Annotated in this window: 16 protein-coding genes and 1 riboswitch; of the genes, 8 read left to right on the top strand and 8 right to left on the bottom strand. The window is 53.9% G+C overall.

Translation table 11 applies throughout. The annotated features are described in order from the left end of the window. Window position 1: 1 nt before the first annotated feature. From thiS to A7Z29_RS21520, 5 genes are all read right to left on the bottom strand, one after another. The gene (thiS, locus tag A7Z29_RS21540; RefSeq protein ID WP_001166240.1) at window positions 2-202 is read right to left on the bottom strand and encodes a sulfur carrier protein ThiS; all 201 of its coding nucleotides are present in this window, start codon (window positions 200-202) and stop codon (window positions 2-4) included. Then, on the bottom strand, window positions 186-941 hold the full coding sequence (gene thiF / locus A7Z29_RS21535; RefSeq protein ID WP_010348292.1) for a thiazole biosynthesis adenylyltransferase ThiF: 756 nt from the start codon (window positions 939-941) through the stop codon (window positions 186-188). Before thiF ends, thiS begins: the two co-directional genes overlap by 17 nt. Then, window positions 934-1569, bottom strand: a complete 636-nt coding sequence (thiE, locus tag A7Z29_RS21530; RefSeq protein ID WP_105290794.1) for a thiamine phosphate synthase — start codon at window positions 1567-1569, stop codon at window positions 934-936. Before thiE ends, thiF begins: the two co-directional genes overlap by 8 nt. Beyond that, window positions 1569-3464, bottom strand: a complete 1896-nt coding sequence (gene thiC / locus A7Z29_RS21525) for a phosphomethylpyrimidine synthase ThiC (protein WP_001274112.1) — start codon at window positions 3462-3464, stop codon at window positions 1569-1571. Before thiC ends, thiE begins: the two co-directional genes overlap by 1 nt. Before the next feature lie 79 nt (window positions 3465-3543). Next, window positions 3544-3644: riboswitch (TPP riboswitch) on the bottom strand. A gap of 51 nt (window positions 3645-3695) precedes the next feature. Next, the gene (locus A7Z29_RS21520) at window positions 3696-4172 is read right to left on the bottom strand and encodes an Rsd/AlgQ family anti-sigma factor (RefSeq protein WP_000934290.1); all 477 of its coding nucleotides are present in this window, start codon (window positions 4170-4172) and stop codon (window positions 3696-3698) included. 94 nt (window positions 4173-4266) lie between these two features. Between A7Z29_RS21520 and nudC the strand changes: the two genes are divergently transcribed. The 6 genes from nudC to A7Z29_RS21490 all read left to right on the top strand — a co-directional run bounded on the left by nudC (window position 4267) and on the right by A7Z29_RS21490 (window position 8625). Continuing rightward, window positions 4267-5040, top strand: coding sequence for an NAD(+) diphosphatase (gene nudC, locus A7Z29_RS21515; protein WP_000373950.1), 774 nt, complete (start codon window positions 4267-4269; stop codon window positions 5038-5040). Window positions 5041-5079: 39 nt separating this feature from the next. Next, the gene (gene hemE, locus A7Z29_RS21510) at window positions 5080-6144 is read left to right on the top strand and encodes a uroporphyrinogen decarboxylase (RefSeq protein ID WP_000137657.1); all 1065 of its coding nucleotides are present in this window, start codon (window positions 5080-5082) and stop codon (window positions 6142-6144) included. A gap of 9 nt (window positions 6145-6153) precedes the next feature. Beyond that, window positions 6154-6825 carry a deoxyribonuclease V gene (gene nfi, locus A7Z29_RS21505; protein WP_000362394.1) on the top strand — a complete coding sequence of 224 codons (672 nt, stop codon included), beginning with the start codon at window positions 6154-6156 and terminating at the stop codon, window positions 6823-6825. Between the two features lie 42 nt (window positions 6826-6867). After that, on the top strand, window positions 6868-7458 hold the full coding sequence (locus tag A7Z29_RS21500) for a YjaG family protein (protein WP_000940106.1): 591 nt from the start codon (window positions 6868-6870) through the stop codon (window positions 7456-7458). Window positions 7459-7644: 186 nt separating this feature from the next. Further along, on the top strand, window positions 7645-7917 hold the full coding sequence (hupA, locus tag A7Z29_RS21495) for a nucleoid-associated protein HU-alpha (RefSeq protein ID WP_001044513.1): 273 nt from the start codon (window positions 7645-7647) through the stop codon (window positions 7915-7917). A 12-nt stretch (window positions 7918-7929) separates the two neighbouring features. After that, window positions 7930-8625, top strand: coding sequence for a DUF1481 domain-containing protein (locus A7Z29_RS21490; RefSeq protein WP_038809070.1), 696 nt, complete (start codon window positions 7930-7932; stop codon window positions 8623-8625). A 1-nt stretch (window position 8626) separates the two neighbouring features. Here the strand turns inward: A7Z29_RS21490 and zraP are convergent, their stop codons facing one another. After that, the gene (gene zraP, locus A7Z29_RS21485; protein WP_105290793.1) at window positions 8627-9052 is read right to left on the bottom strand and encodes a zinc resistance sensor/chaperone ZraP; all 426 of its coding nucleotides are present in this window, start codon (window positions 9050-9052) and stop codon (window positions 8627-8629) included. 240 nt (window positions 9053-9292) lie between these two features. Here zraP and zraS point away from each other — a divergent pair, with 240 nt between their 5' ends. Both zraS and zraR read left to right on the top strand, forming a co-directional pair. Next, the gene (gene zraS, locus A7Z29_RS21475) at window positions 9293-10669 is read left to right on the top strand and encodes a two-component system sensor histidine kinase ZraS (protein ID WP_105290791.1); all 1377 of its coding nucleotides are present in this window, start codon (window positions 9293-9295) and stop codon (window positions 10667-10669) included. Then, window positions 10666-11991 carry a sigma-54-dependent response regulator transcription factor ZraR gene (gene zraR, locus A7Z29_RS21470; protein ID WP_032226620.1) on the top strand — a complete coding sequence of 442 codons (1326 nt, stop codon included), beginning with the start codon at window positions 10666-10668 and terminating at the stop codon, window positions 11989-11991. Before zraS ends, zraR begins: the two co-directional genes overlap by 4 nt. Here the strand turns inward: zraR and purD are convergent. Then, on the bottom strand, window positions 11988-13277 hold the full coding sequence (gene purD / locus A7Z29_RS21465) for a phosphoribosylamine--glycine ligase (protein ID WP_105290790.1): 1290 nt from the start codon (window positions 13275-13277) through the stop codon (window positions 11988-11990). The genes zraR and purD overlap by 4 nt on opposite strands. An 11-nt stretch (window positions 13278-13288) precedes the next feature. After that, window positions 13289-14878, bottom strand: coding sequence for a bifunctional phosphoribosylaminoimidazolecarboxamide formyltransferase/IMP cyclohydrolase (gene purH, locus A7Z29_RS21460; protein ID WP_001187577.1), 1590 nt, complete (start codon window positions 14876-14878; stop codon window positions 13289-13291). Between the last annotated feature and the right edge of the window lie 548 nt (window positions 14879-15426).

The raw sequence follows: 15426 nt of genomic DNA, 5'->3' as shown, positions 1-15426 counted from the left end.
TTCAACCTCCTGCAATAACCTGAAAAAGCAGGATCTGGTCGCCATCCTGCACGATATGTTGCGCCCATTGCTCGCGCGGGACGATTTGCTGATTAATCGCCAGCGCCGCGCCTGCTTTTAGCTGATCGAGTTGTTCCAGCAGTTCGTGAACAGTTTGTCCGGTGGCACACTGCATCGGTTGATCGTTAAACAGAATCTGCATTGCGCTCTCCGCATACCGGACATCCGTTGGCGCGGCGCAACGACAGGCTGCGCCACTGGCTGGATTTACCGTCGAACAGTCGGAGTTCTCCTGTAGGCGTCTCTATACCGCTCAATAACTTAATCGCTTCCAGTGCCTGTAACGTGCCCATCACTCCGACCACCGGACCAACCACGCCTGCCGTGCGGCAGTTGCGTTCTGGCTCCTGGTTATCTGGCCACAGGCAGCGGTAACACCCCTGCTCCCAGGGCGGCGTCAGTACCATCAACTGACCGCCAAATCCGACCGCGCTGGCGGTGATAAGCGGCGTGTTGAGTGCCACGCAGGCGGCATTAATCTCCTGGCGAGTCGCCATATTGTCTGTACAGTCGAGCACCACATCGGCTTGTGCAACCGCATCTTTTAACGCCTCACCCGTTAACCGTTGTTGTAGTGCTATCAGTTGAATATCGGGATTCAACAGTGTCAGTCGCTGATGGCTGACCTGCGATTTCGGGCGATCGATATCTTCAGTGGTAAAGAGGATTTGTCGTTGCAGATTGCTTAAATGCACATCGTCGTCATCTGCCAGTACCAGCGTCCCGACGCCAGCGCCCGCCAGGTATAGCGCAGCAGGTGTACCCAGCCCGCCAAGACCGATAATCAGCACCTGGCTGTCGAGCAGTTTTTGCTGCCCGTCAAGAGCGATATCGTCGAGCAGGATTTGGCGGCTATAACGCATAAAATCACGGTCATTCATTGCCAACTCCTGCAATTTCCAGCAACTGTGCCGTTGCCAAACGCCAGTCTGCGGCTTGAGTAATGGCGCTGACGACGGCGATACTGCCGACACCCGTTGCTATCACCGCAGGCGCGCGTGCCAGACTGATACCGCCAATCGCCACGGTGGGATAATCCGCCAGTCGCTCAATGTGCCGTGTCAACTGCTCTAGCCCCTGCGGTGCAGAAGGCATCTGTTTGGTTTGTGTCGGAAACACATGTCCCAGCGCGATATAAGAAGGTCGTGCTGCCAGCGCAACGTCGATTTCCATATCGTCATGGGTCGAAACGCCAAGCCGCAGACCAGCCGCGCGGATGGCGCTGAGATCGGTAGATTGCAAATCTTCCTGCCCCAGATGGACGCCATACGCCTGATGCTTGATCGCCAGCCGCCAGTAATCATTAATAAACAGCCGCGCGTTATAGCGGCGACCCAGCTCAATTGCCGCTACGACATCGGCTTCCACCTCTTCATCGCGCTGATCTTTGATGCGTAGCTGGAGGGTTCGCACGCCAGCGTCCAGCAGACGTTCGATCCACTGTACGCTGTCCACCACCGGGTACAGCCCTAAACGAAAAGGTACAGGAGGAAAATCAGGCTGATACATCACGCTTCCTCCTTACGCAGATAGATTTCTCCGCCTCTGGCGCGGAAGTTCTCCGACATATCCGCCATTCCCACTTCAATGGTTTGCGCGGCGGCGTAATCACGTACTTCCTGGCTGATTTTCATCGAGCAGAATTTCGGCCCACACATGGAGCAAAAATGGGCGACTTTACCGGACTCTTGCGGCAGGGTTTCATCGTGGTAAGCGCGAGCGGTAAATGGGTCGAGAGCCAGATTAAACTGGTCTTCCCAGCGAAATTCGAAGCGGGCTTTCGACATGGCGTTATCGCGAATTTGCGCGCCCGGATGCCCTTTTGCCAGGTCGGCAGCGTGGGCGGCAATCTTATAGGTGATAAGCCCTTGCTTAACGTCTTCTTTATTGGGCAGACCCAGGTGCTCTTTCGGCGTTACGTAACAGAGCATCGCGCAGCCAAACCAGCCGATCATCGCCGCACCAATCCCCGACGTGAAGTGGTCATAGCCTGGTGCAATATCGGTGGTCAGCGGCCCGAGGGTATAGAACGGCGCTTCATGGCAGTGCTCTAACTCCTCGGTCATATTACGGCGAATCATCTGCATCGGCACATGCCCGGGGCCTTCAATCATCACCTGTACGTCATATTCCCAGGCGATTTTGGTCAGTTCGCCCAGCGTATGCAGCTCGGCAAACTGCGCTTCATCGTTGGCGTCCTGAATAGAACCGGGGCGCAGACCGTCGCCCAGCGACAGCGAAACGTCATAAGCGGCACAGATTTCACAAATTTCGCGGAAATGTTGATAAAGGAAATTTTCCTGATGATGGGAGAGGCACCATTTCGCCATAATCGAACCGCCGCGCGAGACGATACCGGTCAGGCGTTTCGCGGTCATCGGTACATAGCGCAGGAGAACGCCTGCATGAATCGTGAAATAATCCACGCCCTGTTCGGCCTGTTCCAGCAGCGTGTCGCGGAACGCTTCCCAGGTAAGATCTTCAGCGATCCCATTAACCTTCTCCAGTGCCTGGTAGATCGGCACAGTACCGATTGGCACCGGGCTGTTACGCAAAATCCATTCGCGGGTTTCGTGAATATAGCGACCGGTGGAAAGATCCATCACCGTATCCGCTCCCCAGCGCGTAGACCACACCAGCTTTTCCACTTCTTCTTCGATGGAAGAGGTGACCGCCGAGTTGCCGATATTAGCGTTCACTTTCACCAGAAAGTTGCGGCCGATGATCATCGGCTCTGATTCAGGATGATTAATGTTGGCGGGGATAATGGCGCGTCCGGCAGCGACTTCATCACGGACAAATTCCGCAGTGATATTTTCCGGCAGACGTGCGCCAAAGCTCATTCCCGGATGCTGGTGGCGCAAAACTTCGCTGCGGATGCGCTCGCGTCCCATATTCTCGCGAATGGCGATGAATTCCATCTCCGGTGTGATGATGCCTTGACGGGCGTAGTGCAATTGTGTGACGCGGTGGCCTGCTTTGGCGCGTTTTGGCGTTAATACGCCGCTAAAACGCAGCTCTTCGAGGCCATCATCTGCCAGCCGCGCTTTAGTGTAATCGGAACTGCGCACGGTAAGTTCTTCGCTATCGCCGCGTGCGTCGATCCACGGCTGACGCAGTTTTGCCAGCCCTTGCTGAACGTTAATGGCGATTTGCGGATCGCCATATGGGCCGGAGGTGTCATAAACCGGAATCGCTTCGTTTTCTTCGTACTGCGGCTGTTCTTTGCTGCCGCCGATTAGCGTCGGGCTAAGCTGGATCTCACGCATCGGCACGCGCACGCCGGGTTGTGTGCCAGTGATATAAATGCGTTTTGAGTTGGGAAAGGCGGTGCCTTCCAGGGTGTCGATAAAATGTTGCGCCTGGGCGCGTTGTTCGCGGCGGGTCAGTTTTATTGCAGACATAGCTCATTCCAAAAGTTAAGGACGTGGCTTGTCAGACGACGGATGAAGCAAGAGACGATCGCCGCAAAGGCGATACGGTAGCAGATTAACTCTTGTTCCCTTCGCAGGTATTAGCCTGATCAGGTTCCGCGGATCCCGAATGAACGGTCTCAGCCAGTTAAGGCACTCCGACAAGAAATTAGCCCCGAAAACGGGGCGTTGAATGTAAATTACGCGTTAACAGCGCAGAACTCAAGCAAGATGTTTGACGCGGGCGGCGTCAAGCACCAGCAGAATCAGCTTATCTTCCAGCACAAAGCGCGCTTCCAGCGCCTCGCCGATGTCAGATAAAACCTGTTGAAATTCAAGGTAATTATCATGATCGATGGCGGTTTCCAGGCTGGAATCGTAGTAATCCATAATCTGTTGCGTATTGGCTTCGAGTTGCGGCCAAATCTTCGCGGCATGAGCGAGCTGCCCGTTGCCTTCCAGCTTATGAAGAATGCGCTCATAAATGCTGAAATGTCCGGCAGACAAGTAATCGACCAGACTCTGGCAAAAATCATCAAGGGCTTTTTCGTTTAGCCTCATGTACGATTCTTTGCCAGGCTTAATGCCAACCAGATTGTAGTAAGCCACGAGCAGATGCTTACGTACATGTAGCCAGCGATCAACCAGTTTGTTACTTCCTCTGACGTGCTCCGTCAGGTTATCGAGCTGGTTAAGCATGATTGACTCCGCAAGTTTGTATTCAAAAACTGCTCAGTGAGAAATGTAAAAACCATGTTAAACATGCCAGTGATGCAAAGGTAGTGCAAGAGCTATGGATCGTATAATTGAAAAATTAGATCACGGCTGGTGGGTCGTCAGTCATGAGCAAAAATTATGGTTGCCGAAGGGAGAATTGCCATATGGCAAAGCGGCAAATTTCGATCTTGTGGGTCAGCGCGCACTGCATATCGGCGAATGGCAAGGAGAACCTGTTTGGCTGGTGCAACAGCAGCGCCGCCATGATATGGGTTCGGTGCGCCAGGTCATTGATCTGGACGTCGGGCTATTTCAACTAGCCGGACGCGGCGTGCAACTGGCGGAGTTTTACCGCTCGCATAAATACTGCGGGTATTGCGGGCATGAAATGTATCCGAGCAAAACAGAATGGGCGATGCTGTGCAGCCACTGCCGTGAGCGTTACTACCCGCAAATCGCCCCCTGCATTATTGTTGCCATCCGTCGTGATGATTCGATTCTGCTCGCTCAGCATACCCGCCATCGTAACGGTGTCCATACGGTACTTGCCGGATTCGTCGAAGTGGGCGAAACCCTCGAACAGGCGGTCGCGCGGGAAGTGATGGAAGAGAGTGGCATCAAAGTCAAAAACCTGCGTTACGTGACTTCTCAGCCGTGGCCATTTCCTCAGTCATTAATGACTGCGTTTATGGCGGACTATGAGAGCGGCGACATCGTGATTGATCCAAAAGAACTGCTGGAGGCGAACTGGTATCGTTACGACGATTTACCCTTACTGCCACCTCCTGGCACCGTGGCGCGCCGCCTGATAGAAGATACGGTGGCGATGTGTCGGGCAGAGTATGAGTGATGATACACTGACCGCCTGACGCACTAAGGAACAGCCAAAATGACCGAACTTAAAAACGATCGTTATCTGCGGGCGCTGCTGCGCCAGCCCGTTGATGTCACTCCAGTATGGATGATGCGCCAGGCGGGTCGCTATCTACCAGAATATAAAGCCACGCGTGCTCAGGCGGGCGATTTTATGTCGCTTTGCAAAAACGCCGAACTGGCGTGCGAAGTGACTTTGCAGCCGCTGCGTCGCTATCCGTTGGACGCGGCGATCCTCTTTTCCGATATCCTCACCGTTCCGGACGCGATGGGATTAGGGCTCTATTTTGAAGCCGGAGAAGGTCCTCGTTTTACCTCGCCAGTCACCTGCAAAGCTGACGTTGATAAACTGCCAATTCCGGATCCGGAAGATGAACTGGGTTACGTGATGAACGCGGTGCGTACCATTCGCCGCGAACTGAAAGGCGAAGTGCCGCTGATTGGTTTTTCCGGCAGTCCGTGGACGCTGGCGACCTACATGGTGGAAGGCGGCAGCAGCAAAGCCTTCACCGTGATCAAAAAAATGATGTATGCCGATCCGCAGGCGTTACACGCGTTACTCGATAAACTGGCGAAAAGCGTCACCCTGTATCTGAATGCGCAGATTAAAGCCGGTGCCCAGGCGGTGATGATTTTCGACACCTGGGGCGGCGTGCTTACCGGGCGCGATTATCAACAGTTCTCGCTCTATTACATGCATAAAATTGTTGATGGTTTATTGCGTGAAAACGACGGTCGCCGCGTGCCCGTCACGCTGTTTACCAAAGGTGGCGGACAGTGGCTGGAAGCCATGGCAGAAACCGGTTGCGATGCGCTGGGACTGGACTGGACAACCGACATCGCCGATGCGCGCCGCCGCGTGGGCAATAAAGTCGCATTGCAGGGCAATATGGACCCGTCGATGCTGTACGCGCCACCAGCCCGAATTGAAGAAGAAGTAGCGACTATACTTGCAGGTTTCGGTCACGGTGAAGGTCATGTCTTTAACCTTGGTCACGGCATTCACCAGGATGTGCCGCCAGAACATGCTGGCGTGTTTGTGGAGGCAGTGCATCGGTTATCTGAACAATATCACCGCTAAGGAGTAATTATGGATCTCGCGTCATTACGCGCTCAACAAATCGAACTGGCTTCTTCTGTGATCCGCGAGGATCGACTCGATAAAGATCCACCGGATCTGATCGCCGGAGCCGATGTCGGGTTTGAACAGGGTGGAGAAGTGACGCGAGCGGCGATGGTGCTGCTGAAATATCCCACTCTTGAGTTGGTGGAGTATAAAGTGGCACGCATTGCTACCACCATGCCTTACATCCCGGGGTTTCTCTCCTTCCGTGAATATCCTGCCCTGCTGGCAGCGTGGGAGATGCTGTCACAAAAGCCGGATTTAGTGTTTGTTGATGGCCACGGGATCTCGCATCCGCGCCGCCTTGGCGTCGCCAGCCATTTTGGCTTATTAGTGGATGTACCGACCATTGGCGTGGCGAAAAAACGACTATGCGGTAAATTCGAACCGCTCTCCAACGAACCGGGCGCGCTGGCGCCGCTGATGGATAAAGGTGAGCAGCTGGCCTGGGTCTGGCGCAGCAAAGCACGCTGCAACCCGCTGTTTATCGCTACGGGTCATCGGGTCAGCGTGGATAGCGCGCTGGCGTGGGTACAACGCTGCATGAAAGGCTATCGTCTGCCAGAGCCAACGCGCTGGGCGGATGCCGTGGCCTCGGAACGTCCGGCATTTGTGCGCTATACAGCAAATCAGCCCTAATTCAGGTAAACTGCGGATAATTTCCGTATTTGAGAACTCAACATGTTACAAAACCCGATTCATCTGCGTCTGGAGCGCCTGGAAAGCTGGCAGCACGTCACTTTCATGGCTTGCTTATGCGAACGCATGTACCCCAATTACGCCATGTTCTGCCAGCAAACCGGTTTTGGTGATGGGCAAATTTACCGCCGTATTCTCGATCTCATCTGGGAAACACTGACCGTCAAAGACGCAAAAGTGAATTTCGACAGCCAACTGGAGAAATTTGAGGAAGCGATTCCTTCAGCGGACGATTTCGATCTGTACGGCGTTTATCCGGCAATTGATGCCTGCGTGGCGTTAAGTGAACTGGTTCATTCGCGTTTGAGTGGCGAAACGCTCGAACACGCGGTGGAAGTGAGTAAGACCTCCATCACTACCGTTGCGATGCTGGAAATGACTCAGGCTGGTCGCGAAATGAGCGATGAAGAGCTGAAAGAAAACCCAGCCGTTGAGCAAGAATGGGACATTCAGTGGGAAATATTCCGACTTTTAGCCGAGTGTGAAGAACGCGACATCGAGCTGATAAAAGGCCTTAGGGCAGACCTGCGTGAGGCGGGTGAGAGCAATATTGGTATAATTTTTCAGCAATAAGACCAGAAAACGTGAATTAACGCCTGATTTGTCGTACCTGGAGTCTTCCCTTTCGCCCCCCGTCTGGTCTACATTTGGGGGGCGAAAAAAAGTGGCTATCGGTGCGTGTATGCAGGAGAGTGCTATTCTGGCATTTCCGTCGCACTCGATGCTTAGCAAGCGATAAACACATTGTAAGGATAACTTATGAACAAGACTCAACTGATTGATGTAATTGCAGAGAAAGCAGAACTGTCCAAAACCCAGGCTAAAGCTGCTCTGGAGTCCACTCTGGCTGCAATTACTGAGTCTCTGAAAGAAGGCGATGCTGTACAACTGGTTGGTTTCGGAACCTTCAAAGTGAACCACCGCGCTGAGCGTACTGGCCGCAACCCGCAGACCGGTAAAGAAATCAAAATCGCCGCAGCTAACGTACCGGCATTTGTTTCTGGCAAGGCACTGAAAGACGCAGTTAAGTAAGATTGCGTGGCAGTGAACAGTTTTAACGAAGGGGTGGTTTCACCCCTTTTGTCTTTCTGGCGTCACTCATTGATGCTGGCAGGTGTACTGTTTCTCACTGCCTGTAGCCACAACTCTTCACTTCCTCCCTTTACTGCCAGTGGTTTTGCTGAAGACCAGGGCGCGGTACGTATCTGGCGAAAAGACAGCGGTGACAATGTGCATTTGCTTGCTGTGTTCAGCCCGTGGCGCAATGGCGATACCACGACGCGAGAGTATCGCTGGCAGGGCGATAACCTCACACTTATCAATATCAACGTCTACAGTAAACCGCCGGTGAACATTCGCGCGCGTTTTGACGATCGCGGCGACCTGAGCTTTATGCAACGTGAATCCGACGGGGAAAAGCAGCAGCTTTCTAACGACCAAATCGATTTATACCGTTATCGCGCTGACCAAATCCGCCAGATTAGCGATGCTTTACGCCAGGGGAGAGTGGTGCTGCGTCAGGGACGCTGGCATGAGATGGAACAGACCGTAACCACCTGCGAAGGGCAAACCATTAAACCTGATTTAGATTCGCAGGCGATAGCGCATATCGAGCGCCGCCAGAGCAGCTCTTCTGTTGATGTCAGCGTGGCATGGCTGGAAGCGCCCGAAGGTTCGCAATTACTGTTAGTGGCAAACTCTGATTTCTGTCGCTGGCAACCCAACGAGAAAACGTTCTGATTTACCAGTGACCCATACCCATATGACCGCCACCACCGCAGCCGCCGTAACCCATGCCCATTCCTGCACCGCGCGGAATACCCGCTTCAGCCATCGCGATATCCCGTTTCACCCGTAACTCATCTAACGACTGACGCAAAGTCTCCATCTCTTTGGCGACCGCATTAATTTTGCTGCTATCCGGTGGGTTAGCGGCTAACAGAGCGTTGTATTCATAACGCTTCGTCACCAGTTGCTGTTGCAGCGCGCTGCTTTGAGCATAAAAGTCATTATGGATTTTCTGCCACGCCGTCTGTTGTTCGCTGGTCAAAGGCGCGGAATTTTGCTGCCACATACCGTGTCCGCCGTGAGCAAATGCAGATGTTGATTCCATAGCCATTGCTGAAAGCGCCATCATCACCAGGGCAATTTTCGTGTTCCGTTTCATGGTTAATCCTCCAGTGGTTGTCTTACTTTGGGTATTGCATCTTCCGTGCCAACGACGAAACGCTGACGTGACGGGAAATCAGGCATGATAAGCGAGTAAAAATGACTCGCCTGATGTGGGTGGCGAGTCATTTTTACTCATTGAAACATAAGCGTTTGTGTTACAGCGCAGGGTAAACGCTGATCAAAGATGGCATGATTTCTGCTGTCAAAAAGGGATGAACAGGCAAAAAAGAAGAAGATGCGTTTTATGCAACGTTCTAAAGACTCCTTAGCCAAATGGTTAAGCGCCATCCTCCCCGTGGCCATTGTTGGGCTGGTGGGGCTGTTTGCGGTGACAGTGATTCGCGATTATGGGCGCGAGACTGCCGCCGCCAGACAAACGCTTCTGGAAAAAGGCAGTGTACTTATCCGTGCTCTCGAATCCGGCTCGCGCGTCGGCATGGGGATGCGCATGCATCATGCGCAGCAGCAGGCCTTACTGGAAGAAATGGCCGGACAGCCTGGAGTACGTTGGTTTGCGGTCACGGATGAACAAGGAATAATCGTGATGCATAGCAACTCCGGCATGGTGGGAAAACAGCTTTATTCCCCGCAGGAAATGCAGCAGTTACATCCGGGAGATGAAGAAGCGTGGCGGCGGATCGATAGCGCAGACGGCGAGCCTGTTCTGGAAATTTATCGCCAGTTTCAACCGATGTTTGCTGCTGGAATGCACCGGATGCGCCATATGCAGCAGTATGCCGCGACACCACAAGCAATTTTTATCGCTTTCGACGCCAGTAACATTGTGAGTGCTGAAGATCGTGAGCAGAGAAACACCCTGATTATCCTCTTCGCCCTGGCGACGGTCTTGCTGGCAAGCGTGTTGTCATTCTTCTGGTATCGCCGGTATCTGCGCTCGCGCAAGCTTCTACAGGATGAGATGAAGCGCAAAGAGAAGCTGGTGGCGCTGGGGCATCTGGCGGCAGGTGTTGCCCATGAAATTCGCAATCCGCTTTCCTCAATTAAAGGGCTGGCGAAATATTTTGCCGAACGAGCACCAGAGGGTGGGGAAGCGCACCAACTGGCGCAGGTAATGGCGAAAGAGGCCGACCGTTTAAACCGCGTGGTCAGCGAGTTACTGGAACTGGTTAAGCCAACGCATCTGGCTTTGCAGGCGGTGGATCTCAACACCCTGATTAACCACTCATTACAGTTGGTAAGCCAGGATGCAAACAGCCGGGAAATTCAGTTGCGCTTTACCGCCAACGACACATTGCCGCAAATTCAGGCAGATCCGGATCGGCTGACCCAGGTTCTGTTGAATCTCTATCTCAATGCTATTCAGGCGATTGGTCAGCATGGGGTGATTAGCGTGGTGGCCAGCGAAAGCGGCACAGGCGTGAAAATCAGCGTTACCGACAACGGTAAGGGAATTGCGGCGGATCAGCTTGAAGCCATCTTCACTCCGTACTTCACCACCAAAGCCGAAGGCACCGGACTGGGGTTGGCGGTCGTGCATAATATTGTTGAACAACACGGTGGTACAATTCAGGTCGCAAGCCAGGAGGGGAAAGGCGCAACGTTCACTCTATGGCTTCCGGTCAATATTACGCGTAAGGACCCACAAGGATGACGCACGATAATATCGATATTCTGGTGGTGGATGATGACATTAGCCACTGCACCATCTTGCAGGCATTGCTGCGCGGTTGGGGCTATAACGTCGCGCTGGCGAACAGCGGGCAACAGGCGCTGGCACAGGTGCGGGAACAGGTTTTTGATCTTGTGCTTTGCGATGTGCGAATGGCGGAGATGGACGGCATCGCCACGTTGAAAGAGATCAAAGCGTTAAATCCGGCGATTCCGGTACTGATTATGACCGCTTACTCCAGCGTCGAGACGGCGGTAGAAGCACTGAAGACCGGGGCACTGGATTATCTCATTAAGCCGCTGGATTTCGATAACTTGCAGGCGACGCTGGAAAAGGCGCTCGCGCATACGCAGATTCTCGCTTCTGAAACGCCTGCGGTGTCTGCCAGCCAGTTTGGTATGGTCGGTAAAAGCCCGGCGATGCAACACCTGCTCAGTGAAATCGCCCTCGTCGCGCCATCGGAAGCCACGGTGCTGATCCACGGCGATTCCGGCACCGGTAAAGAGCTGGTCGCCAGGGCGATTCACGCCAGTAGCGCACGTAGCGAAAAACCGCTGGTAACGCTCAACTGCGCGGCACTCAACGAATCCTTACTGGAATCTGAATTGTTCGGTCACGAAAAAGGGGCGTTTACCGGCGCCGACAAACGGCGGGAAGGGCGCTTTGTTGAGGCAGACGGCGGCACGTTGTTTCTCGATGAAATTGGCGATATCTCGCCGATGATGCAGGTTCGTCTGCTGCGTGCGATTCAGGAGCGCGAAGTTCAGCGTGTCGGCAGCAACCAGACTATTTCGGTTGATGTTCGGCTGATTGCCGCGACCCATCGCGATCTTGCCGCTGAGGTAAAGGCCGGGCGTTTTCGCCAGGATCTCTACTATCGCCTGAACGTGGTGGCAATTGAAGTGCCGTCGCTGCGGCGACGGCGGGAAGATATTCCCCTGCTGGCTAATCATTTTCTTCAGCGATTTGCCGAACGCAATCGCAAGGCGGTAAAAGGCTTTACGCCCCAGGCGATGGATCTGCTGATTCACTACGACTGGCCGGGCAATATTCGTGAGCTGGAAAATGCGGTAGAACGAGCGGTGGTGCTGCTGACCGGGGAATATATTTCCGAACGCGAGCTGCCGCTGGCGATTGCCAGTACGCCGATTCCGTTGGCGCAAAGTCAGGATATTCAGCCGCTGGTGGAAGTGGAAAAAGAGGTGATTCTGGCGGCGCTGGAGAAAACGGGCGGCAACAAAACCGAAGCCGCCCGTCAGTTAGGGATCACGCGCAAAACGCTATTGGCAAAACTGTCGCGTTAGTTCTGCTCGCGTTCGATGGCGCGCCAGCCGATATCTTTCCGGCAGAAGCAGTCATCCCAGTGGATATCAGTCATTAAGTCATAGGCGCGTTTCTGCGCTTCTGCCACGGTATGACCCAGCGCGGTGACGCACAGTACGCGCCCGCCGCTGGTCACCACCTGCTCGTCATCTGCCAGTTTTGTGCCCGCGTGGAACACTTTGCCGCCTTCGACTTCTTTCAGTGGCAGGCCGTGGATCACATCGCCAGTGCGGTAATCGCCCGGATACCCGCCCGCAGCCATCACCACGCCGAGAGAAGCGCGTTCATCCCACTCGGATGTTTTCTCGTCCAGCTTGCCTTCACAGGCGGCCAGGCAGAGTTCAACCAGATCGGACTTCATGCGCAGCATAATCGGCTGGGTTTCTGGATCGCCAAAGCGGCAGTTAAATTCGATAACCTTTGGATTGCCCTGTTTGTCGATCATCAAACCTGCATAGAGAAAACCGGTGTAGGTGTTTCCTTCCGCCGCCATGCCTTTCACGGTTGGCCAGATGATACGTTCCATCGTGCGCTGATGAACTTCATCGGTTACTACCGGCGCTGGAGAGTAAGCGCCCATTCCGCCGGTGTTCGGCCCGGTATCTTTATCGCCTACGCGTTTGTGATCCTGGCTGGTGGCCATCGGCAGCACATGCTCGCCGTCCACCATCACGATAAAGCTCGCTTCTTCGCCGTCGAGGAACTCTTCGATAACAATGCGATGACCCGCGTCGCCAAAGGCGTTGCCCGCCAGCATATCGTGAACAGCCGCTTCGGCTTCTTCCAGCGTCATCGCGACGATAACGCCTTTCCCGGCAGCCAGACCGTCAGCTTTAATGACGATTGGCGCGCCTTTCTCACGCAGATACGCCAGCGCAGGTTCTACCTCGGTGAAGTTCTGGTATTCCGCCGTAGGGATCTTATGGCGGGCCAGGAAATCCTTGGTAAACGCTTTCGAGCCTTCAAGTTGCGCGGCACCTGCGGTTGGGCCGAAGATTTTCAGTCCGGCGGCGCGGAAAGTATCGACCACGCCTTTCACCAGCGGCGCTTCCGGGCCGACGATGGTCAGATCTACCTTTTCGTTTTGCGCGAAATCCAGCAGTGCCGGGATATCGGTCACGCCGATAGCGACGTTTTGCAGCGCAGGTTCCAGTGCCGTTCCCGCATTACCTGGTGCGACAAATACTCTCTCAACCAGCGGCGACTGTGCCGCTTTCCAGGCCAGCGCGTGCTCGCGCCCGCCGTTACCAATCACTAATACTTTCATCTGTCGCTCCATTAATGGCGGAAGTGGCGCATGTCGGTGAAGAGCATCGCAATACCGTGCTCGTCGGCGGCGGCAATCACTTCGTCATCACGGATAGAACCGCCAGGCTGGATTACGCAGGTCACGCCCGCAGCGGCGGCGGCATCAATACCGTCGCGGAACGGGAAGAATGCGTCAGAAGCCATCGAGGAACCTTTCACTTCCAGGCCTTCATCAGCAGCTTTAATACCGGCGATTTTTGCGGAGTACACGCGGCTCATCTGGCCTGCGCCAATCCCGATGGTCATATTGTTTTTGGCATAGACAATGGCGTTGGATTTCACGAACTTCGCCACTTTCCAGCAGAACAGCGCATCACGCAGCTCTTGTTCAGTCGGCTGACGTTTGGTGACGACGCGCAGTTCTTCCGCACCGACCATGCCCAGATCGCGATCCTGAACCAGCAGACCGCCGTTCACGCGTTTGAAATCAAGACCCGGAATACGTTCGCCCCACTGACCACAGGTCAGGACGCGAACGTTCTGTTTGGCGGCGGTGATTTTCAGGGCTTCTTCGCTGGCGGACGGCGCAATAATCACTTCGACAAACTGACGAGAAATGATGGCCTGTGCTGTTTCAGCATCCAGCTCGCGGTTAAAGGCAATGATGCCGCCGAATGCGGAGGTCGGGTCGGTTTTGTACGCGCGATCGTAAGCATCAAGAATGGAATTGCCGATAGCCACGCCGCAAGGGTTGGCGTGCTTCACAATGACACATGCCGGCTCGGCGAACTCTTTCACGCACTCCAGCGCCGCATCAGTATCGGCGATGTTGTTATAAGAGAGGGCTTTACCCTGAACCTGGGTTGCGGTGGCAACGGAGGCTTCTTTCACATTCTCTTCTATATAGAAGGCAGCCTGCTGGTGGCTGTTCTCGCCGTAACGCATATCCTGCTTCTTAATGAAGTTCAGGTTCAACGTGCGCGGGAAGCGACCGGCAGCTTCTTTGCTTTCACCGTGGTAAGCCGGAACCATGCTGCCGAAGTAGTTGGCAATCATGCTGTCGTAAGCGGCGGTGTGCTCGAAGGCTTTGATGGCGAGGTCGAAACGGGTTGCAAGCGTCAGCGATCCTTCGTTGGCATCCATCTCATTAATAATGGCGTCGTAGTCGCTGCTCTTTACTACGATTGCGACATCTTTATGGTTCTTCGCTGCGGAGCGCACCATCGTTGGGCCGCCGATATCGATGTTCTCAACCGCATCTTCCAGCGAGCAGCCTTCACGAGCCACGGTCTGGGCGAACGGATACAGGTTAACAACCACCATATCGATAGGCTGGATCTGATGTTCTTCCATAATGGCATCGTCCTGGCCGCGACGGCCCAGAATGCCACCATGTACTTTCGGATGCAGAGTCTTCACACGTCCATCCATCATCTCCGGGAAACCGGTGTAATCGGAAACTTCGGTCACCGGCAGACCCTTTTCTGCTAACAGTCGGGCAGTGCCTCCTGTAGATAGCAGTTCCACACCGCGTGCGGAAAGTGCCTGAGCGAATTCGACGATACCGGCTTTGTCAGAAACACTGAGCAGAGCGCGGCGGACTGGACGACGTTGTTGCATGGTAAATCCCCTGGATTTGACTATTACAGAGAGCGTTAGCTGAATTTTTCGCGAAAAACTCAGCTAACGCCCCTAACGGGGCATCTTTATTTTTCGCCCGCATTGTAACGAAAACGTTTGCGCAACGCTCGCGAATTTTTTTGTTTCGATGGTGAGCAGCATTTCGATTGTGGTTAGCAGGTCAGGAATACAGAAATAACGCTTATGATTGTGGATAACTCTGTGCGTAAAAAGGTATAAATAGGGGTTTTGCTGGGGAATGCAGCAGTCAGTCATTTTTTTGCAATTTTTCTATTGCGGCCTCAGGAGAACTCCCTATAATGCGCCTCCATCGACACGGCGGATGTGAATCACTTCACACAAATAGCCGGTTCGGTTGAAGAGATAAAATCCTGAAATTCAGGGTTGACTCTGAAAGAGGAAAGCGTAATATACGCCACCTCGCGACAGTGAGCTGAAAGCCGCGTCGCAACTGCTCTTTAACAATTTATCAGACAATCTGTGTGGGCACTCGAAGATACGGATTCTTAACGTCGCAAGACGATAAA

The organism is Escherichia sp. MOD1-EC6842 (assembly GCF_002965705.1).
In the GTDB taxonomy this organism is placed as follows: domain Bacteria; phylum Pseudomonadota; class Gammaproteobacteria; order Enterobacterales; family Enterobacteriaceae; genus Escherichia; species Escherichia ruysiae.
Note: the sequence above shows the minus strand (reverse complement) of the source record. Positions and strands in the feature narration are given on the sequence as shown.

What these genes read in the sequence shown, in the direction of transcription:
- thiS (WP_001166240.1), bottom strand. Translation starts at nt 202, where the DNA reads ATGCAGATTCTGTTTAACGATCAACCGATGCAGTGTGCCACCGGACAA.
- thiF (WP_010348292.1), bottom strand. Translation starts at nt 941, where the DNA reads ATGAATGACCGTGATTTTATGCGTTATAGCCGCCAAATCCTGCTCGAC.
- thiE (WP_105290794.1), bottom strand. Translation starts at nt 1,569, where the DNA reads ATGTATCAGCCTGATTTTCCTCCTGTACCTTTTCGTTTAGGGCTGTAC.
- thiC (WP_001274112.1), bottom strand. Translation starts at nt 3,464, where the DNA reads ATGTCTGCAATAAAACTGACCCGCCGCGAACAACGCGCCCAGGCGCAA.
- A7Z29_RS21520 (WP_000934290.1), bottom strand. Translation starts at nt 4,172, where the DNA reads ATGCTTAACCAGCTCGATAACCTGACGGAGCACGTCAGAGGAAGTAAC.
- nudC (WP_000373950.1), top strand. Translation starts at nt 4,267, where the DNA reads ATGGATCGTATAATTGAAAAATTAGATCACGGCTGGTGGGTCGTCAGT.
- hemE (WP_000137657.1), top strand. Translation starts at nt 5,080, where the DNA reads ATGACCGAACTTAAAAACGATCGTTATCTGCGGGCGCTGCTGCGCCAG.
- nfi (WP_000362394.1), top strand. Translation starts at nt 6,154, where the DNA reads ATGGATCTCGCGTCATTACGCGCTCAACAAATCGAACTGGCTTCTTCT.
- A7Z29_RS21500 (WP_000940106.1), top strand. Translation starts at nt 6,868, where the DNA reads ATGTTACAAAACCCGATTCATCTGCGTCTGGAGCGCCTGGAAAGCTGG.
- hupA (WP_001044513.1), top strand. Translation starts at nt 7,645, where the DNA reads ATGAACAAGACTCAACTGATTGATGTAATTGCAGAGAAAGCAGAACTG.
- zraP (WP_105290793.1), bottom strand. Translation starts at nt 9,052, where the DNA reads ATGAAACGGAACACGAAAATTGCCCTGGTGATGATGGCGCTTTCAGCA.
- zraS (WP_105290791.1), top strand. Translation starts at nt 9,293, where the DNA reads ATGCGTTTTATGCAACGTTCTAAAGACTCCTTAGCCAAATGGTTAAGC.
- zraR (WP_032226620.1), top strand. Translation starts at nt 10,666, where the DNA reads ATGACGCACGATAATATCGATATTCTGGTGGTGGATGATGACATTAGC.
- purD (WP_105290790.1), bottom strand. Translation starts at nt 13,277, where the DNA reads ATGAAAGTATTAGTGATTGGTAACGGCGGGCGCGAGCACGCGCTGGCC.
- purH (WP_001187577.1), bottom strand. Translation starts at nt 14,878, where the DNA reads ATGCAACAACGTCGTCCAGTCCGCCGCGCTCTGCTCAGTGTTTCTGAC.